The following is a 22,910-nucleotide window of genomic DNA, read 5'->3' as shown; positions in this document are numbered from 1 at the left end:
GGTGCGCACAGCGGTCACAGGTTCCATCGCCACCGACCATCTGATGCACTTCCCGGGCCGGTTCACCGAACAGCTCGTGCCGGACGCGCTCGACCACGTGTCGCTCTCCTTCCTGGTCGACGAACTGCACATCCGCCAGGGCGGCGTCGCCTCCAACATCGCCTTCGGCCTCGGCGGCCTCGGCCTGCGGCCCGTGCTCGTCGGGGCCGTCGGACGCGACTTCGAGGACCACCGCGAACGGCTCGCCCGCCATGGCGTGGACACGGGCTCGGTGCACGTGTCGCAGGACCGGCACACGGCGCGGTTCCAGTGCACCACGGACGACGACGGGAACCAGATCGCCTCGTTCTACGCCGGCGCGATGAGCGAGGCGGCGGCGATCGACATCCGCGCGGTGGTGGAACGCGCAGGCGGCGTGGGCCTCGTCCTGATCGGGGCGAACGACCCTGAGGCCATGCTGCGGCACACCCAGGACTGCCGTGCGGCAGGACTGCCCTTCGCCGCCGACCCGTCGCAGCAGCTCGCACGGCTCGACGGCGAGACGATCCGGGACCTGGTGACCGGCGCCGGCTTCCTCTTCACCAACGAGTACGAGAACACCCTGCTGCTCCGCAAGACGGGCTGGACCGAGACGGACGTGCTCGCCAGGGCCGGCACCTGGATCACGACGCTGGGCGAGAAGGGCTGCCGGATCCAGCGGAGGGGTGAGCCACCCGTCGAGGTCGCGGCGGTGCCCGTGGCCGAACCGCGGGACCCCACCGGCGTCGGCGACGGGTTCCGCGCCGGTTTCCTCGCGGCGGTCGCAGGAGGGCTCACCCCGACCCGGGCCGCCCAGCTCGGCTGCGCGGTGGCCGCCGTCGTACTGCGCGCGGTCGGGGCGCAGGAGTACCGGCTGGACCACGCGGAGCTGCTGACGCTGTGCGCTTCGGCTTACGAGCCCGAGGCGGCACAGGAGCTGGCGCGCTTTCTCGGCCGGACCGGTGGGGAGGTGTCGTGACACCACGGGGCACGTCACCGGACGGGGTGCGCCGCCTGCTGGCCGAGGGGCGCACCCTCTACTCCTTCGAGATCTTCCCGCCGAAGTCGCCGAAGTCGCCGAAGCCGCTGATTTCACCGCAGACTTCGCCGGGCGAGCGGGCCCTGTGGCAGACCTTGCGCGAGCTGGAAGCCGTACGGCCCGCATTCGTCTCCGTCACCTACGGTGCCGGCGGATCCTCCCGGGACCGGACGATCGCTCTCGCCGAGCGCATCGCGCAGGACACCACGCTCCCCGTCGTCGCCCATCTCACGGCCGTCGGGCACTCCGTGGCCGAACTCCGCCGGATCATCGGGCAGTACGCGCACGCCGGAGTCCGTGACCTCCTCGTCCTGCGCGGGGATCCGCCGTCCGACCCCCGAGGGCCCTGGGTCCCGCACCCCGAAGGGCTGCGCCACGCCGCCGAACTGGTGGGCCTGGTACGGGAATCCGGTGACTTCGGCATCGGCGTCGCCGCGTTTCCCGAGCGGCACCCCCGCTCGCGGGACTGGGAGGACGACATCGGCCACTTCGTGGCGAAGGCGAGGGCCGGAGCCGACTTCGCGATCACCCAGATGTTCTTCCGGCCCGAGGACTACTTCAGGCTCCGCGACCGGCTCGACGCGGCGGGCTGCACCATCCCGGTGATCCCGGAGATCATGCCCGCCACGCGCTTCGGGCAGCTGGCGCGATTCGCGGAGCTGAGCGGCGCCACGGTCCCGGCGGACCTGGCCCGCCGCCTGGAGGAAGCGGGTGACGACGCCGCCGAGGGCCACCGCATCGGGGTCGCCCACGCCACCGGGATGGCCCGGCAGCTGCTCGACCAGGGCGCCCCCGGTCTGCACTTCATCACCCTCAACCGTTCCACGGCGACGCTCGACATCTACCGCGGGCTCGGCCTGCCCGAACCCCGTCGTGAGACGCAGGTCGCCGCCGTAGGAGGAGCCGACCGTGGAACGTACTGAGCAGACTGCCGCGGAGGGTGGCGCCGAGTGCGACGTGTACGTCGTGGGCACGGTGTTCCAGGACATCGTCTTCACCGGACTGGAAGGCGCCCCGGTCAAGGGAGCCGAGTCCTGGGCCCGCGGCATGGGGTGCAGCCCCGGAGGCGTGGCCACCACGGCGACGGCACTGGCCCGGCTCGGCCTGCGCGCCATGCTGTGCGCGGCGTTCGGCGACGACGAGTACGGCGACCACTGCTGGGTGGACCTCTCCGCCGACGGGGTCGATCTGTCGACATCGCGCAGACCGGCGGGCTGGCACTCCCCGGTGACGGTCTCGTTCGCCTACGACGGGGAACGCACCATGGTCACCCATGGGCACGAGGCCCCGGCCGAGGAGCGGTTTCCCCCGCGCCGCCCGCCCCGCAGCCGCGCCTGCGTCACGGGCCTCGCTCCCGGGGAGGACGCGGAGTGGCTCCGCCGGGCGGCGGAGGACGGCAGCCTGGTGTTCGCCGACACCGGGTGGGACGCCACGGGACGCTGGTCCGTGTCAGACCTCGACGGGCTCCGTCACTGCCACGCCTTCCTGCCGAACGTCGCCGAGGCGACGCGGTACACCAGAACCGACAGCGCGCGGGCGGCCGCCCGCGCCCTCGCCGAGGTCGTTCCGGTCGCCGTGGTGACCATGGGCGCCCAGGGAGCCGTCGCCTGCGACGGACGCACCGGCGAGGAGGCGGTCGTCCCCGCGGTCCCGGTCGACGCCCTGGACCCCACCGGCGCGGGCGACGTGTTCCTGGCCGGTTTCGTCTTCGCGACCCTGGCCGACTGGCCCCTGGCCGACCGCCTCGCGTTCGCCGACCTCTGCGCGGCACTGTCCGTCGCGGAGTTCGGCGGGGCTCACTCGGCACCCGGCTGGTACGAGATCACGCGGTGGTGGTCCGGGCTGAGAGACGGGGACTCCCGCCGTCGCACCGACGCCGAACTGCGCCGCCGCTATTCCTTCCTGGCAGACCTGTCCGAGATGGCGCCACTGACGCCGCCACGACGTGCGGTTCCGACGATCGGATTCAGAGGAGCCGCAGCGCCCCCCGTCGGCCGACGCTGACCACCTTCTTGAGCTACAGGAGAGCCAGTCATGCATGCCTATCCGGAGGAACCGGTCCCGGCCCGCCCGGGCCGGCGAGACCTGCCCGCGGCGCAGCAGCCCGAGTACCCCGACCCCGAGGCCCTGCGCGCGGTCGTCGCGGAGCTCGAGTCCTATCCGCCGCTCGTCTTCGCCGGCGAGTGCGACCAACTGCGTTCCCGGATGGCGGCCGTCGCCGAGGGGGAGGCGTTCCTGCTGCAGGGCGGCGACTGCGCCGAGGCCTTCGGCGCCGTGTCCGCCGACCAGATCCGCAACAAGCTCAAGACGCTGCTGCAGATGGGCGCCGTGCTGACGTACGCGGCCTCGGTCCCGGTCGTGAAGGTCGGACGGATCGCCGGGCAGTACTCCAAACCGCGCTCCAAGCCGACCGAGACCCGCGACGGCGTGACCCTGCCGACCTACCGCGGCGACTCGGTCAACGGCTTCGAGTTCACCGAGGCCGCCCGCGTCCCGGACCCCGGGCGTCTGAAGCGGATGTACAACGCGTCGGCCTCGACGCTCAACCTGGTGCGCGCCTTCACGACCGGCGGGTACGCGGATCTGCGTCAGGTGCACGCCTGGAACCAGGACTTCGTGAAGTCGTCCCCGTCCGGGCTGCGCTACGAGCAGCTCGCCCGTGAGATCGAACAGGCGCTGAACTTCATGCACGCCTGCGGGGCCGACCCCGAGGAGTTCGAGACCGTCGAGTTCTACTCCTCGCACGAGGCGCTGCTGCTCGACTACGAGTCGGCACTCACCCGCGTCGACTCCCGCACCGGGCAGCTGTACGACGTCTCCGCGCACATGCTGTGGATCGGCGAGCGCACCCGTCAACTGGACCACGCACACATCGAGTTCGCCTCGAGAATCCGCAACCCGATCGGCGTCAAGCTCGGCCCCACGGCCACGGCCGAGGAGGCGCTCCGGTACATCGAGCGCCTCGACCCCGAACGCGAGCCGGGACGGCTGACCTTCATCGTCCGCATGGGCGCCGACAAGGTCCGCGACAGGCTCCCCGAGCTGATCGAGAAGGTCACCGCGTCGGGCGCCACGGTGGCCTGGGTGAGCGACCCGATGCACGGCAACACCTTCGAGGCGGCCTCCGGGCACAAGACCCGCCGCTTCGACGACGTGCTGGACGAGGTCAAGGGATTCTTCGAGGTCCACAAGTCGCTGGGCACCCACCCGGGCGGCATCCACGTCGAGCTCACCGGTGACGACGTCACCGAATGCGTGGGCGGCGGCGCCGAGGTCTTCGTCGACAACCTCCACCAGCGCTACGAGACCGCCTGCGACCCGCGGCTGAACCACAGCCAGTCGCTGGACCTGGCGTTCCTCGTCGCCGAGATGTACCGCCCCGAGGGAGCGATCGCATGATGCCCCGCACAGTCGCCGTGGTGGGCAGCGGCGTGATCGCCTCCTCGGTGACGGCGGCCCTGGCACGGCACGGCGTACACGTCCTGCTGCTCCCCGAGGACCCGGCCCACGCGGACGCCGATGGCCCGCGGGTGCCGGTGGACCTGGCTGTGCTCGACGTCCACCCGAGCGGAGTCGGCCCCGCACTCGCGGCCTGGCAGCGGCGCGGTCTGGCGTACGCGTACACCGATGTGGCCGGCATCAAGTCGGTCCCCGAGCGCGATGTCGCCCACGGCCACGCGGACGCGGCCACCTACGTCGGTGGGCACCCGGTGACGGACCTCGCGGGGCGGGACGCGTCGGCCGCGCTCTTCGAAGGGCGCCCCTGGGTCCTCACCCCCACCCCTGTCACCTCCCAGGAAACCCTCAATCGAGCCCTCGCGCTGACCGCGCTGTGCGGTGCTGTGCCGGTGGTGATGAAGAGCGCGGCTCACGACCACGCGATGGCCCGGGCAGCGCACGCGCCGTACGCGATGGCCGCCCTGCTGGCCGCCCGGTTCCACCCCGCAGTGCCGGAGGTGCTGCGGCTGACGGGACCGGAACTGCGCGACGCCACCCGTACCACCGCCGCCGGACCCGAGGCCTGGAGCGACGTGTTGCGCGGCAACGCCCCGGCCGTCGCCGAGGTGCTCCGTGAGGTGAGCGCCGACCTCACCGTCCTGCTCGACGCCTTGGACGGCCTCTCGGCGCCGGAGACAGAGACCGGTGACGAGAGCATGAAGCACCTGCGGCATCTGCTCGAACGCGCCCATGACGGGCAGGCGGCGCTCTCCGCGAGTGACAGCAGCCGGGCAGGTGGACCGCGTTGAGCAGATTGCGCTGGCTGACGGCGGGGGAGTCCCACGGCCCCGCACTCGTCGGGACGCTGGAGGGTCTTCCCGCCGGCGTGCCGGTCACCACGGAGATGGTGGCCGACCAACTCGCGCGGCGACGGCTCGGTCACGGGCGCGGCGCCCGGATGAAGTTCGAGCGGGACGAGGTCACCTTCCTCGGCGGTGTCCGGCACGGCCTCACGCTTGGCTCGCCGGTCGCGGTCATGGTGGGCAACACGGAGTGGCCGAAGTGGGAGCAGGTCATGGCGGCCGACCCCGTCGACCCCGAGATCCTCGGGGGTCTGGCCCGCAACGCCCCGCTGACCCGGCCGCGACCAGGCCACGCAGACCTCGCGGGCATGCAGAAGTACGGTTTCGACGAGGCCCGGCCGGTCCTGGAGCGTGCCTCCGCGCGGGAGACGGCCGCCCGCGTCGCGTTGGGCGCGGTGGCCCGGTCCTATCTGAAGGAGACGGCCGGCATCGAGGTCGTCTCGCACGTCGTGGAGCTGGCCGCCGCCGAGGCGCCCCGCGGCGTGTACCCGACCCCCTCCGACGTCGAGCGGCTCGACGCCGACCCGGTGCGCTGCCTGGACGCCGACGCGTCGAAGGCGATGGTCGCGGAGATCGACCAGGCCCACAAGGACGGCGACACCCTCGGGGGAGTCGTCGAGGTGCTGGCGTACGGCGTCCCGGTCGGCCTGGGCTCGCACGTCCACTGGGACCGGCGTCTGGACGCCCGGCTCGCAGCGGCACTCATGGGCATCCAGGCGATCAAGGGCGTCGAGGTGGGTGACGGCTTCGGCCTCGCACGCGTGCCGGGTTCGAAGGCGCACGACGAGATCGTCAGCACGCCCGAGGGCCTCAGGCGGGCCTCGGGCCGCGCCGGTGGCACCGAGGGCGGGCTGACCACCGGTGAGCTGCTGCGGGTGCGGGCCGCGATGAAACCGATCGCGACCGTGCCGCGGGCCCTGCGGACGGTCGACGTCGCCACCGGTGACGCGACCGCCGCCCACCATCAGCGCTCCGACGTGTGCGCGGTGCCGGCGGCCGGGTTCGTCGCGGAGGCGATGGTGGCTCTGGTGCTGGCCGACGCGGTGGCGGAGAAGTTCGGCGGCGACTCGGTCGTCGAGACACGGCGCAACGTCCATTCGTACCTCGGCCGTCTGCCCCGGTACGCACGCGATCGGAAGACAGGGAGCGAGAAGTGACGGACCGTCAGTTTTACGTCCTGCTGGGGCCTGACTGCGCCGGGAAGTCCACGGTGATGGCGGAGCTCTCGGCATCGCTGCCCGGCTGGCGGACCCTGTCGACCGACGACGACCTCGTGGCGGGAGAACACCGGCTGATCCCGCAGCTGCGCCGGAACGTCGTCCGGGACGTACTCCCGGGCCTGGGCCGCACGTACTCCGCCGACTTCCTCGCGAATCTGCTGGGTACCGCCGTCGTGCACCTGAAGGACCAGCTCGAACGCCAGGAGCCGGACGTGCCCGTCCTGATGGACTCGTACTACTACAAGATCCTCGCGAAGTGCCGGCTCGCCGGGCTCGAAGGACACCCCTTGTACACCTGGTGGCGTTCCTTTCCCCAGCCGCGCGAGGTGATCTATCTCGACGTCTCGCCCGAGACCGCCTGGCGTCGCTCGGGACGTGGATCCCGGCTCAACCCCCTCGAGTACTTCGGCGACCGGCCCGAGTGGTTCGGTTTCGAGAGCTATCAGAAGAACCTCGGAAAGCTGTTGCTGGAGGAAACGGGAGGACTGCCCGTCACGGTGGTCGAGGAGCGTTCCGGAAGAGCCGCGACCGCCGCGGCCGTGCGGGAGGTCCTCGCGGCATGAGCAGCGCCCAGGGCTGGGGCACACCCGGCCACGCGGACCGCTACCGGGAGCGGGTGTTCGCCGAGCGGGCCCGGCTGAGCGCCGGCCTCGACGACCTGAGCAGGCATCAACAGCACGTGCTGGCAGATCTCCTGGAGTTCAACGGCGACACGGAGTTCGGACGCCGTCACGGCTTCGCCGCGATCCGCACCCTGAAGGACTTCCGGGCGGCGGTGCCGGTCCAGGACTACGCCGCGCACGCCCCGCTGATCGAACGCATGGCGGCCGGAGAGCCGAACCTGCTGACCGCGGACGCGCCGGTGGTGTACTTCACCAGCAGCGGAAGCACCGGGGACCACAAGAAGGTCCCGGTCACCCGCCGTTTCATGAAGACCGTCTTCTTCCCCTTCTACTACGCGGCCTGGGCGCCGCTGATCGAGAGTGTCCCGGAGCTCATGGAGCGTCCGGACGCGGTGCTGAACCTCAAACACGATCCGCTCGCCGTTCCTCCCGTCACGAGCAGCGGCCGCCCCCATGTGGGAGCCAGCCAGGTCGACTTCGGCACGGCGTTCGGCGAACCGCTCTCCGCCGAACTGGGCACCGCCGCCCCGTGGTCCACCCTTCCCGTGGACGTAGCCCCCGAGGACCACCTGGAGAAGATGTACCTGCGGCTGAGGCTGGCGGTGCAGAGCGACGTGCGGGGATTCATCGGGATCAATCCGGCGATGATCGCGGCCGTGCCCTACCAGCTCGGCCTGTGGTGGCCGCGCATCGTCAAGGAGGTCCGCGACGGGACGCTGGGCGGAGTGCCGTACGGAGCCCCCGATCCGGAGCGCGCCGCCCGACTGGAGTTCCTCGCCGACCATTTCGGGGAGCCGAGCCCGGCTCACGTCTGGCCACAGGTCCGGGCGTTGTTCGGCTGGACGACCGGGGTGGCCTCCCTGTACATGCCGGGCCTGCGTGAGCGGTTCGGGGCCGGAGTCGGTGTCCTGCCCGCGCCGGTGGCCGCGTCGGAGGGGCCGGTGGCGGTGCCGCTCGACCGGCATCCCGCCGCGGGCAGCCTCGTCCCCTCCGCCGCCGTGTACGAGTTCGTGGACGCCGACGAGGACCTCGGCCCGGGCACCGAGACGCTCGTGGCGGAGGAACTCGAACCGCACCGCGACTACCACGTGCTCTTCAGCCACGTCGGAGGCCTCTACCGGTACGCCGTCGGGGACGTCGTCCGCGTGGTGGACCGTGTCCGGGGCGTGCCGCGGGTCCTGTACGCGGGCCGGGCCACCCGGTCGGACGCGGCCGGGGAACGCCTGCGCGAGGCCCAGGTGGTGAGAGCGCTGGGACAGGCACTCGCGAGCACCGGCCTCGCGCTGAGGGGCGTGTCGTGCCGGGTGGAGGAAGTGGCGGGCCAAGCGCCCCGGTACGTGTTCGCAGTGGCCCCGCAGTCTCCGTGGCTGGCGTCCGAGACCGTGCGGTTCGCCGGGCTGCTCGACACGGAGCTGGCCGCCGAGTCCCCGGGATACGCCGGAGCCCTGCGCGAGAGGCGGCTCGGCGCCGCGCGGCTCCTGCTGCTGCACCCCGACGCCTTCCATAGCGAATGGCACGCCCGCGTGGCGGACGGTGTCCGGCCCACCCAGGTCAAGGACCGGCTGTTCCGGCAGGACGAGAGCCAGTGGCGGCGACTGATCGCCGCGTCCGACGCACTACGAGGAGAGGGCACATGACGCACGTCCAGGATCCCGCCGCCCCCGTGGAGAAGACCGCCCTGCTGACAGCCGCCCTGCGCGCCGCCGAGAGCCGGCGCGAGGACCGGCTCTACACGGACCCGTATGCGGCCGCGCTGGTGGGGGACGCAGGCCCCCGGCTCCTGGCGGAGATCCGTGCCGCGACGTTCCCGCCCGGCCGGCAGCGGAGCGTGCCCAGCACCCCGGACTACAACGCGATCCGCACCAGGTTCTTCGACGACCTCCTCCAGGAGGCCGTCCAGGAGCGGGGGATGACCCAGCTCGTCGTGGCCCCGGCCGGCATGGACTCCCGTGCCTACCGGCTGCCCTGGCCGGAACACCTGCGGTACTTCGAGGTCGACCGGCCGTCGGTGCTCGCCTTCAAGGAGGAGCGCCTGCGGGGAACCGGCCCGCGCGTCGACCACGTCACGGTGGCCGTCGACCTGACCGCGGACGACTGGGAGGACCGGCTCCGCGATGCCGGATACGACCCGGACCTGCCGTCCACCTGGCTCCTCGAAGGGCTGCTGTACTACATCCCCGAGAAGGACACCGACCGCATGCTGGAGCGGGTGGCCGCCTTCTGCGCCCCGGGCAGCCGCATCGCCGCCGACCTCGTCAACTCCGCGGCCCTCTCCCTCCCGCACATGCGGCCCCTCCTGGACGTCTTCGAGGGCTGGGGGTGCCCCTGGCTCTTCGGCAGCGACGAGCCCGAGGCGCTCTTCGAGCGGTACGGCTTCGAGGTGGCCGCGGTCCAGCCCGGTGAGCCAGGTGCCCACTTCGGCCGCTGGCCGGACCCGGTCCCCGACCGCGCGGTCAAGGACGTGCGCCGGGTGTTCTTCGTGCACGGCCGACGCCGGTGACCCGGGCTGTCGTCGTGGTGGGCGGCAGTGTGGCCGGGCTCGCCACCGCCCTCGCCCTGGCACTGCGAGGCCTGTCCGTCAGGGTGCTGGAGCAGGCGCCGGTGCCACCGGACGGACCGCCGGAGAAGGCGGCCGAGCTGTGGAGGAGACCCACCGTCGCGCAGAGCGGTCACTCCCACGTCCTGACCTCGCTCGGCGTACGCGTGCTGAGAGCCCATGCTCCGCAGGTGCTCGACGCGGCCTCGGAGGCCGGAGCACGCATGCTCGACCTCACGCGGGCGCTGCCGGCGGGGGCCGACGACGGGGTCCGCCGGCCGGGCGACGAGGAGCTCGTGGCCCTCGCCGTGCGCCGTCCGGTCTTCGAGCTGGTCCTGCGCCAGGTGCTGCGGTCGCTGCCGAACGTCAGGATCAGCCACGGCGTCACGGTCGTGGCCCTGCGCACGACGCCGTCGGGGCGCCGGGTCACCGGCCTGGTGACCGGCGACGGCGTGATCATCCCCACGCATGCCGTGGTGGACGCCACCGGACGCCGGGCGGCCTCCCGGTCCTGGCTCACCGCCGCCGGACTGTCCCCGGCGCCTGAACGGACCGCGCCCACCCGGGTGCGCGCCTTCACCCGCTTCTACCGGCTCAGGTCTCCCGGCACGCTGCCCGGACCGCTCAACCGCGGCAACGCGGCCGGCGGCATCTGGGACCACTACGCGGCGGTCGCGCACCTCGCCGACAACGACACGTACGCCCTGACCCTCGGCGTGCCGACCGCGGATCCGGAGACGACGGACATGCGGCACCCCGGCCCGTTCACCGCGGTCGCCCGTCTTTCGCCGCACCTCGCCGCCTGGGTGGATCCCATGGTGGGCGAGGCGATCAGTGAGGTGCGCCCCATGACCCTTCCGCCCAACAAGCTGTGCTGCGCCCCCGACGCCGGCGCCGGACCGATCGCGGGCCTGTATCCGGTCGGGGACGCCGCGTGCGTCACCGACCCGCTGTTCGGCCGGGGCATGTCGCTGGCCCTGCGGCACGCGTTCCTGCTCGCGGAGTTCCTGGAGGACGAGCCGGCGGCCGAGGAGCAGGGTGAACGTGCCGCACGCATCGCTGACGGCGTCTACCGGTCGTGGTACGAGCATGCCGTCCGCGAGGACACGGCACGGACGGCCCTGTGGCAGGCGAGGGTCACGGGAAGCCCGCCGCCGGCCGCACCGGAGTCCGCCCGTCCGGCACTGCCGGAGGTCGCCCGGGCGGCCTCCACCGACGGGGCCGTGTGGCGCGGCCTCACCCGTGTGCTGATGGGCCTGGAGACCGTCGAGGACGTCCTCGACGACGAGGTGTTCCGGCGGCGCGTACGGACGGCCCCCGCACCGGCCGTGGCCGCGCCGCCCCCGCCGACCCGGGAGGAACTGGTCACCGCCGTCCGGAACGAGGCGTACGCATGACCGCACCGCATCCCCCCGAGGCGCGTCGCAAGGTGCTGCTCGCACCCGTCACGGTCACCCCGGCCAAACCGCTGACTCCCAGTCACCTCAAGGGCCTGCTGTGGACCGACGTCATGTTCCGGGCCACCGCGCCCCTCGCCGACGTGACCTACCGCTACAGCCCCACGACCTACCACCTCACCGAGCAGACCCTCGGGTTCTGGGAGTTCCTCGACCGCACCCAGGAGGATCTGCCCTACGCCTCCCTTTCCGAGGAAGAGATCGGTGAGTTGTACATCCGGTTCCGGGCCGGCCCACCGCCACCGGCCGCCGCCCTGCGTCCCTACGCGCACGAGGTGGAGAGCAACGGCTGGGTGCACCCGGCCGGCGAACGCGTCCTGCGACTGTGGAGCGGGCACTACGCCCGGCTCGGCCTCCACGACCCCGGACTGACCGCCCATCAGCCACCCGGGATCGGCACGGAGGAGATGATCGAGCGGCTCGTCGCCCTGGGCCTGGGCCTCGACCAGCGCTCCAGCGGCGGCCCCGTGTACCTCGACGCCACCCGGCACGGCCTGCCACTGCGCCAGATCGTGACGGCCGAGGGCCGCCCGAACTACCTCGCCTGCGCCCTGCGGGAACTGCTGCCGATGGCACCCGCGTACGACGAGGTCGTGTTGCTGTACGACACGGAGCTCGGCGCGGACTACCGGCTGCTGCAGCTCGTGCTGAACCGGCTGGGGCCCCAGGTGCACCGGGTCCCGATCGGTCGGGTGCCCATCGACGGCACGATCAGATCCGCGCGGCACGGCGGTTGGCAGGACCACACGGCGGGCGCCCTGCTCAAGGCCGTCGGCACGGACGACGACGAGGACGTACGACGCCTCGGCGTACGGCTCTACTTCGTCGCCGTCCTCGGCCCCGGACAGGCGCAGTCCTTCCGCACCGACCTCCTCCGGAGGAGCCTCGACCGGGCGCGCCGGCTGCTGCGCCGGACCAGCGAGCGCGGGGCCGGGGTTCCGGCGCTCGTGGACGACCTGCGCCGGCACCGGCGTGACCACACCCACGTCGATCCCTACCGGCTCACCTCGTCCCTGACGGCCCGGGCCCGCCCCACCATCGACCGCGACCTCCTCTCCACGGTGTACCTATGACCCTTCCCCCGGACCTGCTGCTGACCGTTGCGGGCGAGCGCCTCCGGGCCGCACGCCCCGACCTGTCGGCCCGCGTGAACCCGGTCACCCCGCACTCCCTGCTCGCGGCGAAGGAGCGGATCCAGGACGACGCCGCGCTCGGCCGCACCGGCGGGGTGTCGGCGGTCGCCGTCGTCCGCGACCTCCGGCTCGCCTCCTGGGCGGCGGAGACCTGCGCGTTCGTGCTGTCCCTGCCGCCGGAGCAGGCCGACGCCTGGCGCCGCTCCCTGACCCGGACCGTCTACCTGGCCGGGCGTCCCGACAACCTGAGCCCGCGGTTCACCTTCACGCACATCGCCGCCGACGGGTCGGCAGCCTGGGCCGGGCCGCTGCCGGACGAGGCCACGACCGGTCTGCGCAGGCTGCTGAAGACGTTCAGCGGACGACGTCCGCTGACGGCCTGGCGGCCCGTCACCATCGACGTCCCGGGCACGGCACGGGACCCCGGCCGTGAGCCGGTCCACCGCGACCTGTACCTCGCCACGGAGCACCTCACCGTCTCCGACGCACTGGTCCACCTCGGACACCTGCTGGCCGAGGCGGTCATCGACGGCACGGTCGGACCCGGCGACCGCCTGACCCTGCGTTCGGTACCACGCCTGACGGAACTGCCCACGCCCTACGCGGCCCTGCGCGTGGACACCGACGGCCGCAATCCCCACGAGCTCCGGGCATACGCCGGACTGACGCCTCCCAGGAGAACCGAAGTGCCGAAAGCCCCTCCCTCCACCGTCGCCCGCCCGCTCCGCATCGGAGTCCACGGCTCGCCCCACCAGGCCCGGCAGATCGTCGCCGCGGCCGGGTACGAGGAGGAGCGGGTGAGCTACGTGCCCTACAACGTCCGGGAGCCGTTCCGGCTGCTGCGGGCCGGCGAACTGGACTTCGTACTCGTGAAGTTCGCGCTGGACGAACCGGACATCGTCACCAGCCGGACGGTCGCTCTCGACGGCAGAGCCGTCCTGGTCCGGACGGGTCACCCGCTGGCCGGCCACGAGTCCGTCTCGATCGAGGACATCACCGCCTACGACGCCTTCCGCTGCCCGGGCGACTTCCCTCCCTACGTCTGGGACCAGGTCGTGCCACCCCGCACGCCGGGGGGAGCGCCGATCCGCCGGGTCCACCCCATGGGCAGCGTCGCCGACATGGTGGAGATCCTCGGCGGCTCGGACGCCCTGCACCTGTCGTTCCGGTCGCTGGAGGCGATCGTGCCGCCCGGGATCACGGTCGTCCCCGTGCCGGACCTCCCGCCCGCCCCGGTCTCCCTCGCCCGGCTGCGGCACACCCCGCCGCCCCCGGAAGTCGCCGCGTTCCTCGCCGCCGCCGAACGGAGCGCGGGCCGGTGAGCGCTTCCGACGGGACGCCGATCGTCCTCCTGCACGCGCTGCCCCTGGACTCCTCGATGTGGAGGGCCCAGACGCGATCCCTGACCGCCCGCGGGCACAGGGTCCTGGCTCTCGACCAACGAGGCTTCGGGCAGCAGCCGTTGGGCTCGGCGCCGCCCTCCCTCGACGTCGTGGCCGACGACCTCGCCGCCGCACTGGACCGGCGGGGCATCGACCACGTGGTTCTCGCCGGCTGTTCCATGGGCGGCTACACGGCGATGGCGTTCCTGCGCCGCCACCCCGGACGGGTCCGTGCGCTGGCCCTGCTGTCCGCCCGTGCCACGGCCGACAGCCCCGAGGCGGCAGTCCGGCGCCGTGCCTTCGCCGACGGGATGCGGGGCGACGCCACGCGTGACCGGCTGGTCGAGGCCACCACGCCCGCCCTGCTCGGCGCCACCAGCCGGGACCGGCATCCCACGATGCTCGCCGAGCTCCTCGCGACCGCGCGGACCGCCCGCCCCGAGGCGGTCGCCTGGGCGCAACGGGCCATCGCCTCGCGGCCCGACTCGCTGGAGGTCCTGCGCGCGACCGACGTGCCGGCACTGGTGGTCGTGGGCGACGAGGACGAACTCGTCTCGGTCGCCGAAGGCCGTGCGGCGGCGGACGCCCTGCCGCGCGGGACGCTCGTCGTCCTGCCCGGTGCCGGCCACCTCCCGCCGCTCGAAGCCCCCGGCCCGACCACGGAACTGCTCACCGCGCTGCACGAGGACGCCGCAGCCGTGCTGCGCACCGCAGGAGGAGGACGGTAGAGATGCTCACGACGGACCACAGCTCATGGGGCTACACGACCTCCACCGGACTCGGCTTCACCCACGAGGACATCGTCGACGCCCACTTCGACGCCTGTGCCGGCGCGTACCGTGCGACGTTGGAGGCGGCCGGCATCCGAGCAGGGTGGCGGGTGCTCGACGCCGGATGCGGCACCGGCGCCTTTCTGCCCTGGCTGGCCGACGCGGTCGGCCCCCAGGGGCGGGTCTCCGCCCTCGACCTCGCCGAGGAGAACACCGAACGCGCGGCAGCTCGCATGCGGACCACGGACACGCCGTGGGAGCCGGACATCCGGCAGGGCGACATCCTGCAACTGCCCTACCCGGACGACTCGTTCGACGCCGTCTGGTGTGCCAACACCACGCAGTACCTGAGCGACGAGGAACTTCCCCGCGCCCTGGCGGAGTTCCGCCGCGTGGTGCGCCCGGGCGGGACCGTGGCGGTCAAGGACCTCGACGCGGCCCTCATCGCCGTACGCCCCGGAGACCCCTTCCGGTTCACGGACTTCTTCCGTGACGCGGCCGCGACCCCGGGGTACGCACGGCAGTTGCTTCGCACCGGTGAGCTGTACCGGTGGCTGGGTGAGGCCGGGCTGAGCGGGGTGCGCCAGCACACCGTGCTGATCGAGCACTTCGCGCCGATGTCCGAGGCCGTGCTGCGCTTCTACACGCGGGCCTGTGCCCGGGTGGCCGGCATGGCGGCGAGCGGGGGATCCGACGCGGCATGGACGGCCTTCCTCGACCCGGACGCCGCCGGCCACCCCCTGCGCGACCCGAGGGGATACATCAGAGAGGGCAACACCGTGACGGTGGGCAGCGTGCCGGTGTCCTCCTCGTGAGGCGGCGCCGAGGCGCATCCGCTCCAACTCGGCCTCGGGAAGCACTTGTTGCGCCGAGTGAGCCTCTTCTATAGTTCTATAAGTTGCGAACCATCGAACCATCGGTCACGGTATCGCGAGATCATGAGGAGACAAGGTGCCCGAGCTCAAGATCGAGGTCGACCCGGCGGAGGTCGGGCTGGACGCCGACCGCTTACGGAGGATCGACCGCCATCTGGCCTCCTACGTGGACGACGGCCGACTGCCCGGCTGGCAGGTGGCCGTGACGCGCAGGGGCAAGGTGGCGCACCTCGCGGAGTACGGCAGGCGCGATGTGGAGAACGACCTGCCGAGCGGGGGTGACACCATCTACCGCGCCTGGTCGATGACCAAACCGGTCACCTCCGTCGCCGCGATGACCCTGGTCGAGGACGGCACGATCGGCCTCCAGGACCCCGTCAGCCGCTACATCCCCGCCTTCGAGGATGTACGGGTCTACCAGCGGGGCCCCGCGGCGCGCCCGGTCACCACCGCGGCCGCGAACCCCATTCGCATCCAGCACCTCCTCAGCCACACCTCGGGCCTCACCTACGGCTTCCACCGGGCCCACCCGGTCGACGAGATCTACACGGCGGCCGGCTTCGAGTGGGCCACGCCGCCCGGGCTGGACCTGGCCGACTGCTGCGAGCAGTGGGCCGGCTTCCCGCTGCTCTTCGAACCCGGCACCGCCTGGAACTACGGCGTCTCCAGCGATGTGCTCGGCCGTGTGATCGAAGTGGCGTCCGGCAAGAGCCTCGACGCGTTCTTCGCCGAACGCGTCCTGGGGCCGCTCGGGATGGCCGACACCGCCTTCCACGTGCCGCAGGAGAAGGCGGACCGCCTCGCCGCCTTCTACACCGCGGACCCGGCCACCGGGCGCGCGGCCAGGGCCGACCACCTCGGAGCCGGCGCGCTGCACCCGCCCGCCTGCCTGTCGGGCAGTGCCGGGCTGGTCACCACGCTCGGCGACTACCACCGGTTCACCCAGATGCTGCTCGGGGAGGGCGTCTTCGAGGGCGAGCGGATCCTGGGCCCGCGCACCGTGCGCCACATGCGGCGCAACCATCTGCCCGGCGGAGGCGACCTGCAGTCGGTGGGCCGTCCGGTCTTCTCGGAGATGCCGACCGCGGGCGTCGGCTTCGGGCTGGGATTCGCCGTGGTCGAGGACCCGGCGGCGGCCGGAGTGCCGGCCGCTGCGGGTGAGTACGCCTGGCACAGCGCGGCCGGGACGATCTTCTGGGTGGATCCCGTGGAGCAGCTGACCGTCCTGTTCTTCACCCAGCTCATGCCGTCCAGCGTCCATCCGCTGCACAGCCGTCTGCGTCAGCTGGTCAACCAGGCCCTCATCGACTGAGGGGGCGGTTCGCCGGGTGTGCTCCTGGAGCCATCCCTCCGCCGACTTTCGTATGAGCGCCCCGCGCGGGCTCTCGCACTGCCGAGTTCGAACCGATCAAGGAGAACGCAGATGACCGCATCAACCGGCACGGCGGCCCCCGCGGACGGGCCGTCCAGGGAACGCTGGGAGTGGAACGAGGAGCGGTACAGGGACGGGGTGTTCAGCCACGCCGTGTCCACCGAACGGGAACGGCTGCGGTTGCTGGAGTCCGTCCTGGACGAGCACACCCGTGGCCACTTCCGGCGTCAGGGCCTGGCATCGGGACACCGCGTCCTGGAGGTGGGCGGCGGCGGCGGGTCGGTCGCGCGCTGGCTGGCCGGAGAGGGCGCCGAGGTGACCGTCACCGACCTCGACACCACCTACCTCGACGAACTCTCCGAGGCGGGGGTCCAGGTGCTGCGGCACGACGTCTACACGGAGGACTTCCCCGAGGGAACCTTCGACTTCATCCACACCCGCTACGTCGTCATCCATCTGCCGGACCCGGAGAAGGCGGTGGCCCGGCTCACCCGATGGCTCAAGCCCGGCGGCGTCCTGCTGCTCGAAGAACCCTCGTTCTTCCCCATCAAGGACTCCCCGCACCCGGCGTACCGCAAGGTGATGCGGGCCTTCCGCAGTCACCTGGAGAGCGCCGTGGGCACGGACACGGAGTGGGCGCGCAGCCTTCCGGTGCCCCTGCGCGACAAGGGGCTCGACGACATCGGCTACGACGCTCGCTTCCAGCGGATAACGGGCGGTGACGACGAGGCCGAGTGGTGGCGGCTGACGCTGGAGCAGACGCGGGAGGCCGTGGTCGCCGAGGGCCTGGCGACGGACGAGGATTTCGAGGCCGCCTACCGGGAGTTGACCGACCCGGGCTTCCATGACCTCTCCCTCGCGGTGTTCACGGCATGGGGGCGGAAGAAGGAGAGCTGAACGCGGCACCGACCGGTGGCCGGCGTCGTGCCGGGGCGCGCAGCCCCGACGCGACGCCGGCCCTCGTTCTTTCTCGACGGAGGTCGAAAGGCGGCGCGCATATCGTTTGACTGAAGATGATTGCGCTGCTACGTTTATGGCCAATAGTTGGCGTGCAGATTGATGTCTGCAAGACGAAATGGCGGGGAAGATGTCGGATCGGCAGTCGGAAGCATTAGCGGCGTCGCCGGGGATGAGTGCGCGCAAGAACCTCGTACTCCTGGTGTTGTGCGCGCAGCTCTTCCTGGACTCCATGGATGTCTCGCTGATGGGGGTCGCCCTCCCCGAGATGCAGGACGACATGGGGCTCAGCGCCGAGCAGTTGCAATGGGTCATCTCGGGATACGCCGTCGCCTACGGCGGGTTCCTGCTCCTGGGCGGCCGGGCGGCCGACCTGTTCGGACGGCGCCGGATCTTCTTCTGGGCCACGGCGGTGTTCGCCGTCGTGAGTCTCGCCGGCGGTCTGGTCACGGACGGGTGGCTGCTGATCATCACGCGCGTCGTCAAGGGCATCGCCGCGGCGTTCATCGCGCCCGCCGCGCTGTCGATCATCACGACGACGTTCCCCGAGGGTCCGGAGCGTAACCGGGCGATGGGCATGTTCGGCCTCACCGGCGCCAGCGGCTACGCGGCGGGCCTGGTCTTCTCCGGACTCCTCACCTCGCTGAGCTGGCGCCTCACCTTCTTCGTGCCGTTCGTCGTGGCGGCCGTCGTCCTGCTGTCGGTGCGCGGTGTGATCGCTCCCGACGGGGAGCGGACCGGACGGCGCCCCAGCTTCGACGTCTCCGGCGCCGTCACCGCCACCGGTGGTGTCCTGCTGCTCGTCTTCGCGCTGACCCGGGCCCCCGAGGTGGGTTGGGGCTCCGCGGCCACCGTGGGCGGCCTGGTGGCGTCCGTGGTGCTGCTCGTCGTCTTCGTCGTGATCCAGAGCCGGCGTACGGACCCCCTGGTCGACCTCTCGATCTTCCGCTCACGCACCCTCTCCACCGCCAACATCGTGGGTATCGCCTGGGCCTGCGCCACCATCGGCTGGCAGTTCATCGCCCTGCTCTACCTGCAGAACACGCTCGGCTACAGCGCCCTGAAGGCCGGTATGGCGATCGTGCCGATGGCCGTCTCCATCCTGGTCGCGGTGAACATCGCCCCCCGTCTCATCGGGAAGGTCGGTCTGCGCATCCCGGCCGTGGTCGGCCTGCTGCTCCAGGGCCTGGGAATCCTCCTCTTCCTGCGCGCGGACGAGAACTCCTCCTACGTCACCGTGCTGCTGCCGGCGCTGATCATCCACGGCCTGGGCAACGGCACGAGTTTCCTGGGCTTCAACATCGCGGGCGTCGGCGGGGTCGCCGACGACAAGCAGGGCCTTGCGGCTTCGCTGATCCAGTCGGCCGTGCAGCTGGGTGGCGGCCTCGGCGTCGCCGTCGGTGCGGCCGTCCTGGCCGCGGGGTCGGCGGACGAGGTGAGCACGTACCACCACGCCTTCCTCGCGGTCGGCATCTTCTCGCTCGTGGGCGCTGCCGCCTCGGCCGTGGGGCTCGGAGCCTCCGGCCCGTCCGGGGGCTCCGAAAAGGAGCCGAGTGCCGGTGAGGCCGTGCAGTCGCAGCCGAAAGCCGGACTCGAGGGCGGGCGCGCATGAGCGGGCCCGCGGGGTCCGGGGCGGGGGAGGGCGCCACCGAGTGGCTGTCGCCCGACGATCCCAGGCTCTCCTGGGACGGGGTCGCGCAGGCGGAATGGTCCCAGGGGGCCTGGCTGCCCCGGCGGATTCCCGGGGAGCGGCTCGCCACCACGCTGTCTCCCAACTTCGCGCGCCTCGCGGCGATGCCCGCCGGCATCCGGTGCGGTGTCCGCACGGACGCGGAGGAGCTGGTCCTGCGGCTGATCGTGGAAGCGGGCAGCGCACCGGTGGACATCCGGGTCGACGGAGCACTGGAACGGCGCGTCGAGGTCTCCGGCGAGCGGGAGATCGCCGTCCCGCTGGCCCCGGGCGCCGCCCCGTCCGCTGGCGGCGTGCTCCGGGACGTGGAGGTGTGGCTGCCGAACCTGGGCCGCGCGCTCGTCGGAGAGATCGGCTTCCGCGGGCAGAGCACGGTGCTGCCCGCGGAGCGCACCGGCCCGCGCTGGGTCACGTACGGGAGCTCCCTCACGCACAGCATGTTCGCCTCGGGGCCGTCGGAGACCTGGACCGCGCTCGTCGCGGCGGAGCAGGGCTGGCGGCTGCACAACCTCGGCTTCGCCGGTGAGGCGCACCTCGATCCCGTGGTCGCGCGGACGATCAGGAACCTGCCCGCCGACCTGATCTCGCTGGAACTGGGGATCAACGTCTACACGCGGGACACGTTCTCGGTGCGCAGCTGGGCCCCCGCGGTCTGCGGTTTCATCGAGACCATCCGGGACGGGCACCCCGACGTGCCGATAGCGGTGATCACCCCTCTGTCGTCGCCGGAGCGCGAACGGGCCGCGAACAACGTCGGGTTGACGCTGGAGCAGGTGCGCGCGTACACCGAGGAGGCGGTGCGGGTGCTCGAAGGGCTGGGTGACAAGAACCTCCGCACCGTGGACGGACTCACCGTCGTCCCGGTCTCCGAGGCTGCCGAGGTCTTCGCCGACGGCCTGCATCCGACGGCGGCCGGCGAGCACGTCCTGGCCGCCAGGATCGGTTCCGCGTTGCGCGAGACCCTGTCGCCGGTCGGTCCCTGACGCAGGCCGGAGGCGCCACGAACAACCCGCGGTGGCGGACGGGTACATCCCCCGGCCCGCCCGCCACCGCGGGTCTCCTTGTGCTCAGGCGGCCTCGTAACCGATCCGGGCGAGCACGCCCCACCGCTCACCCTGCCGCGTCACGACGTAGACCGAGTCGAAGACGCCGAGCGGACGTCCCTCGGCGTCGTGCCGGCTGAACCGCACCTGGGCGTGCACCTGATCGGCGGAGACCTGGGGGAACTCGACCTCGGCCCAGGCGCTGTGGTGCCAGCCGGACGCGAGCAGCGCCTCGAGTTCCGCCTGCGAACTCCTTATGTACTCCTCGGGATTCTGCCAGAGCGTCACAGCCCCTTCATGGATACGGATCTGGGGGAAATGAAGAGTGCTGGTCCACTTCTCCAGATCATGGCTGTTGAGCCCGTCGAGAAAGGCGTCGAGGGCGGCACGGGCCTCCTTCACGACATGGGCGGAATCGGAGGAAGAAAATGCGGTCATGGTGAGCCTTTCGTGCGCGGTCGACAGGGAGACGCGCTGAGTTCGAGAAAGGTGTTCCAGAGCGGAAATCGCGGGCATGAAGCGGCGACTGGCAAAAATGTTAACCCACACCGGCCGGCCGGAGAGGCAATTCGGGGCCATCTGTGATGCACGCCGGAATTCCGCACGTGGACCTGGTCCTGAGACCAGTGGCAGACTGGTCGACAGACCGAAGCCGAAAGGCATTGGCGCGGTTGAGACTTGAGTTCCTCCGGTCGGCCGGATGCGCGGGAGACATGTCGATGAACAATTCCGGCCGACCGGAATTCAGAAGGGGCGTCATGACGATCTTGGCTGAACGCGCGGCGGTCACCGAGCCTCCGTGGGTCCGGTGAACGGGCCGCGCGTCGTCCTGGTCGGTCCCATGGGCGTGGGGAAGTCCACGGTCGGCAGGCTGCTGGCCGGGAGACTCCGCTGCGGATTCCGGGACACCGACGAGGACATCGTGGCCGCCCACGGCCGGTCGGTCAGAGATATTTTCACCGAGGAGGGTGAACCGTACTTCCGTGACCTGGAGAAGCGGGCGGTGCGGGACGCGGTCACCGGGCACGGCGGGGTGCTCGCGCTCGGTGGCGGCGCCGTCCTGGACGCTTCGACCCGTGCCCTGTTGCTCCGTCACCCCGTCGTCCACCTCACGGTGGAGCATGCCGAGGCCATGCGGCGCACCGGCCTGGACACTCCCCGGCCGCTGCTGGGCGACAGCCCGCGTCGGCGCTGGCGCGAGCTGATGGAGGCCCGCCGCCCCCTGTACGCCGAGGTGGCCCGGGTCGTGGTGGCCACCGACGCCCGCAGTTCCGACGAGGTCGCCGAAGCGGTCCTCGACGCCCTCGGGTTGCGCGACGCATGACGAGCCGGACGTGAAGCGGCGTCCGGGGCCGCCCATGTGTCCCCGGACGCCGGATCCGGCCCGTACTCCGTCTCCGCGGACGCCCACGACTCCGGGACGGGTGTCGCGCGAGACGCAGACGCGCCTGCCGGCGACAACCACCGCACGCCCTCGCCGCGCTCATGGCCGGGGGGTGTGGGTGTGCTTCCGGGACCGGTGCCATCGCTTCCTGCCGGAAGGCGGCGCGGACTGTCGGTGACGTGCCCTGCGTCAAGTCCAGGAAGCCGGCGGGGGCAGTGTGGCCAGCCAGCGGTCGATCTCGGAGTTCACGTACGCGGGAATCTCCTGGTGGAAGAAGTGCCCGGCGCCCCGGACGGCGACGGCCTTGCTGTCCGGGTGGGTGAAGGACTGTTCGTCGGCGCGCATCCGGGCTGTGTCGCGGTGCAGGGCCAGCACCGGCTGAGGCCGCCGGCGGAGCAGAGCGTCGGCTTCGGGCCGGAACCGGATACTGCCCGGGTGGAAGGCGTTGTGCCGGAAGATGCGTGCCCGGGTCTCCGGCGGCAGCCGCATGGCGGCCAGCCGGTGCTGTTCGACGAGGTGCGCGGGCGTGTCGGGTCCTTGGGCCAGGGCGGAGACGATCCTCGACGCGGCGGCCCCGGCCGAGGGACCGTCGAGTTCGTCGGCCAGCGCCCGCAGGCGCGCCCGGCTGTCGTCGGTGCCGGCGTAGTCCGGGTCGATCGACACCTGCGCGTGCACCAGGTCGGGCCGGCGGGCCGCCAGTACGGCTGCCACGGATGCGCCCATCGAATGTCCGATCAGGACCACCGGGCCGAGCGCGAGCCGTTCGACGAAGGCTTCGACGTCCGCGGCATGACGGTCCGTCGAGTACCCGCCGACGGCCGGCCCGGTGCGGCCGTGCCCGCGCAGGTCGACGGCGTGCGTGCGGCAACGGGTACGTAGACGGGGCAGTTGGTGGGTCCAGGTGTCGACGCTGCCCCACATGCCGTGGATCAGCACGGTCGGGATGCCGAGGGCGCCGGTGCGCGGGACGCCGGCCGAGGGCCGACGGTCGATGTGGAACAGCCTCACGTCGGGCAGATCGGTGAACGGCATCACGTATGCTCCCGCCTCGTACGCAGAATGGTGGGTCGTCGGGGCTCGGGATCAGGCCGGCCCGCTCCCTCTGCAGCG

Annotated in this window: 21 protein-coding genes; 19 read left to right on the top strand and 2 right to left on the bottom strand. The window is 72.0% G+C overall.

Annotated features, from left to right (window positions below; genetic code table 11):
* Position 1 precedes the first annotated feature (1 nt).
* From OG379_RS06430 to OG379_RS06345, 18 genes are all read left to right on the top strand, one after another.
* Positions 2–997, top strand: coding sequence for a carbohydrate kinase family protein (locus tag OG379_RS06430; protein ID WP_405660253.1), 996 nt, complete (start codon positions 2–4; stop codon positions 995–997).
* Positions 994–1,980: a methylenetetrahydrofolate reductase [NAD(P)H] gene (gene metF, locus OG379_RS06425; RefSeq protein ID WP_405660251.1), complete on the top strand. Its 987-nt coding sequence runs from the start codon at positions 994–996 to the stop codon at positions 1,978–1,980. Before OG379_RS06430 ends, metF begins: the two co-directional genes overlap by 4 nt.
* Positions 1,967–3,061, top strand: a complete 1,095-nt coding sequence (locus tag OG379_RS06420; RefSeq protein ID WP_405660249.1) for a carbohydrate kinase family protein — start codon at positions 1,967–1,969, stop codon at positions 3,059–3,061. The genes metF and OG379_RS06420 overlap by 14 nt, the downstream gene beginning before the upstream one ends.
* A 30-nt stretch (positions 3,062–3,091) precedes the next feature.
* A complete protein-coding gene (locus tag OG379_RS06415; protein ID WP_405660247.1) occupies positions 3,092–4,456 on the top strand; it encodes a class II 3-deoxy-7-phosphoheptulonate synthase in 1,365 nt (454 codons plus the stop codon).
* Positions 4,453–5,304, top strand: a complete 852-nt coding sequence (locus OG379_RS06410) for a prephenate dehydrogenase/arogenate dehydrogenase family protein (protein WP_405660244.1) — start codon at positions 4,453–4,455, stop codon at positions 5,302–5,304. The genes OG379_RS06415 and OG379_RS06410 overlap by 4 nt, the downstream gene beginning before the upstream one ends.
* Positions 5,301–6,515: a chorismate synthase gene (gene aroC, locus OG379_RS06405; RefSeq protein WP_405660241.1), complete on the top strand. Its 1,215-nt coding sequence runs from the start codon at positions 5,301–5,303 to the stop codon at positions 6,513–6,515. Before OG379_RS06410 ends, aroC begins: the two co-directional genes overlap by 4 nt.
* Positions 6,512–7,141: a hypothetical protein gene (locus tag OG379_RS06400; protein WP_405660238.1), complete on the top strand. Its 630-nt coding sequence runs from the start codon at positions 6,512–6,514 to the stop codon at positions 7,139–7,141. Before aroC ends, OG379_RS06400 begins: the two co-directional genes overlap by 4 nt.
* On the top strand, positions 7,138–8,838 hold the full coding sequence (locus OG379_RS06395) for a GH3 auxin-responsive promoter family protein (protein WP_405660235.1): 1,701 nt from the start codon (positions 7,138–7,140) through the stop codon (positions 8,836–8,838). Before OG379_RS06400 ends, OG379_RS06395 begins: the two co-directional genes overlap by 4 nt.
* Positions 8,835–9,701, top strand: a complete 867-nt coding sequence (locus OG379_RS06390; RefSeq protein WP_405660232.1) for a class I SAM-dependent methyltransferase — start codon at positions 8,835–8,837, stop codon at positions 9,699–9,701. The genes OG379_RS06395 and OG379_RS06390 overlap by 4 nt, the downstream gene beginning before the upstream one ends.
* Positions 9,698–11,134 carry an NAD(P)/FAD-dependent oxidoreductase gene (locus tag OG379_RS06385; RefSeq protein ID WP_405660229.1) on the top strand — a complete coding sequence of 479 codons (1,437 nt, stop codon included), beginning with the start codon at positions 9,698–9,700 and terminating at the stop codon, positions 11,132–11,134. The genes OG379_RS06390 and OG379_RS06385 overlap by 4 nt, the downstream gene beginning before the upstream one ends.
* Entirely contained in the window at positions 11,131–12,267 is a 1,137-nt protein-coding gene (locus tag OG379_RS06380) for a hypothetical protein (RefSeq protein ID WP_405660226.1), read from the top strand. Before OG379_RS06385 ends, OG379_RS06380 begins: the two co-directional genes overlap by 4 nt.
* The gene (locus OG379_RS06375; RefSeq protein ID WP_405660224.1) at positions 12,264–13,649 is read left to right on the top strand and encodes a DUF6182 family protein; all 1,386 of its coding nucleotides are present in this window, start codon (positions 12,264–12,266) and stop codon (positions 13,647–13,649) included. Before OG379_RS06380 ends, OG379_RS06375 begins: the two co-directional genes overlap by 4 nt.
* Complete coding sequence (locus OG379_RS06370; RefSeq protein WP_405660221.1) at positions 13,646–14,437, top strand: alpha/beta fold hydrolase; 792 nt, start codon at positions 13,646–13,648, stop codon at positions 14,435–14,437. The genes OG379_RS06375 and OG379_RS06370 overlap by 4 nt, the downstream gene beginning before the upstream one ends.
* A 2-nt stretch (positions 14,438–14,439) precedes the next feature.
* On the top strand, positions 14,440–15,294 hold the full coding sequence (locus tag OG379_RS06365) for a class I SAM-dependent methyltransferase (protein WP_405660219.1): 855 nt from the start codon (positions 14,440–14,442) through the stop codon (positions 15,292–15,294).
* A gap of 136 nt (positions 15,295–15,430) precedes the next feature.
* A complete protein-coding gene (locus OG379_RS06360; protein ID WP_393765550.1) occupies positions 15,431–16,666 on the top strand; it encodes a serine hydrolase domain-containing protein in 1,236 nt (411 codons plus the stop codon).
* A 111-nt stretch (positions 16,667–16,777) separates the two neighbouring features.
* Complete coding sequence (locus OG379_RS06355) at positions 16,778–17,623, top strand: class I SAM-dependent methyltransferase (RefSeq protein WP_405660217.1); 846 nt, start codon at positions 16,778–16,780, stop codon at positions 17,621–17,623.
* Between the two features lie 232 nt (positions 17,624–17,855).
* A complete protein-coding gene (locus tag OG379_RS06350; protein WP_405660215.1) occupies positions 17,856–19,295 on the top strand; it encodes an MFS transporter in 1,440 nt (479 codons plus the stop codon).
* Complete coding sequence (locus OG379_RS06345; protein WP_405660212.1) at positions 19,292–20,356, top strand: GDSL-type esterase/lipase family protein; 1,065 nt, start codon at positions 19,292–19,294, stop codon at positions 20,354–20,356. Before OG379_RS06350 ends, OG379_RS06345 begins: the two co-directional genes overlap by 4 nt.
* A gap of 84 nt (positions 20,357–20,440) precedes the next feature.
* Here the strand turns inward: OG379_RS06345 and OG379_RS06340 are convergent, their stop codons facing one another.
* Entirely contained in the window at positions 20,441–20,854 is a 414-nt protein-coding gene (locus OG379_RS06340) for a hypothetical protein (RefSeq protein ID WP_393765541.1), read from the bottom strand.
* Between the two features lie 370 nt (positions 20,855–21,224).
* Between OG379_RS06340 and OG379_RS06335 the strand changes: the two genes are divergently transcribed.
* Positions 21,225–21,740 carry a shikimate kinase gene (locus OG379_RS06335; RefSeq protein ID WP_405660209.1) on the top strand — a complete coding sequence of 172 codons (516 nt, stop codon included), beginning with the start codon at positions 21,225–21,227 and terminating at the stop codon, positions 21,738–21,740.
* A 249-nt stretch (positions 21,741–21,989) separates the two neighbouring features.
* On the opposite strand, the gene OG379_RS06330 is transcribed toward OG379_RS06335, so the two are convergent.
* Positions 21,990–22,832: an alpha/beta fold hydrolase gene (locus OG379_RS06330; RefSeq protein ID WP_405660206.1), complete on the bottom strand. Its 843-nt coding sequence runs from the start codon at positions 22,830–22,832 to the stop codon at positions 21,990–21,992.
* Positions 22,833–22,910 lie beyond the last annotated feature (78 nt).

Source organism: Streptomyces sp. NBC_01166, from assembly GCF_045039765.1.
Classification (GTDB): Bacteria; Actinomycetota; Actinomycetes; order Streptomycetales; family Streptomycetaceae; genus Streptomyces.
Note: the sequence above shows the minus strand (reverse complement) of the source record. Positions and strands in the feature narration are given on the sequence as shown.

Bases quoted from the DNA above. Each gene is read 5' to 3' on its own strand.
- OG379_RS06415 (WP_405660247.1), top strand. From the start codon at position 3,092: ATGCATGCCTATCCGGAGGAACCGGTCCCGGCCCGCCCGGGCCGGCGA.
- OG379_RS06410 (WP_405660244.1), top strand. From the start codon at position 4,453: ATGATGCCCCGCACAGTCGCCGTGGTGGGCAGCGGCGTGATCGCCTCC.
- OG379_RS06395 (WP_405660235.1), top strand. From the start codon at position 7,138: ATGAGCAGCGCCCAGGGCTGGGGCACACCCGGCCACGCGGACCGCTAC.
- OG379_RS06390 (WP_405660232.1), top strand. From the start codon at position 8,835: ATGACGCACGTCCAGGATCCCGCCGCCCCCGTGGAGAAGACCGCCCTG.
- OG379_RS06380 (WP_405660226.1), top strand. From the start codon at position 11,131: ATGACCGCACCGCATCCCCCCGAGGCGCGTCGCAAGGTGCTGCTCGCA.
- OG379_RS06375 (WP_405660224.1), top strand. From the start codon at position 12,264: ATGACCCTTCCCCCGGACCTGCTGCTGACCGTTGCGGGCGAGCGCCTC.
- OG379_RS06365 (WP_405660219.1), top strand. From the start codon at position 14,440: ATGCTCACGACGGACCACAGCTCATGGGGCTACACGACCTCCACCGGA.
- OG379_RS06355 (WP_405660217.1), top strand. From the start codon at position 16,778: ATGACCGCATCAACCGGCACGGCGGCCCCCGCGGACGGGCCGTCCAGG.
- OG379_RS06350 (WP_405660215.1), top strand. From the start codon at position 17,856: ATGAGTGCGCGCAAGAACCTCGTACTCCTGGTGTTGTGCGCGCAGCTC.
- OG379_RS06345 (WP_405660212.1), top strand. From the start codon at position 19,292: ATGAGCGGGCCCGCGGGGTCCGGGGCGGGGGAGGGCGCCACCGAGTGG.
- OG379_RS06340 (WP_393765541.1), bottom strand. From the start codon at position 20,854: ATGACCGCATTTTCTTCCTCCGATTCCGCCCATGTCGTGAAGGAGGCC.
- OG379_RS06330 (WP_405660206.1), bottom strand. From the start codon at position 22,832: ATGCCGTTCACCGATCTGCCCGACGTGAGGCTGTTCCACATCGACCGT.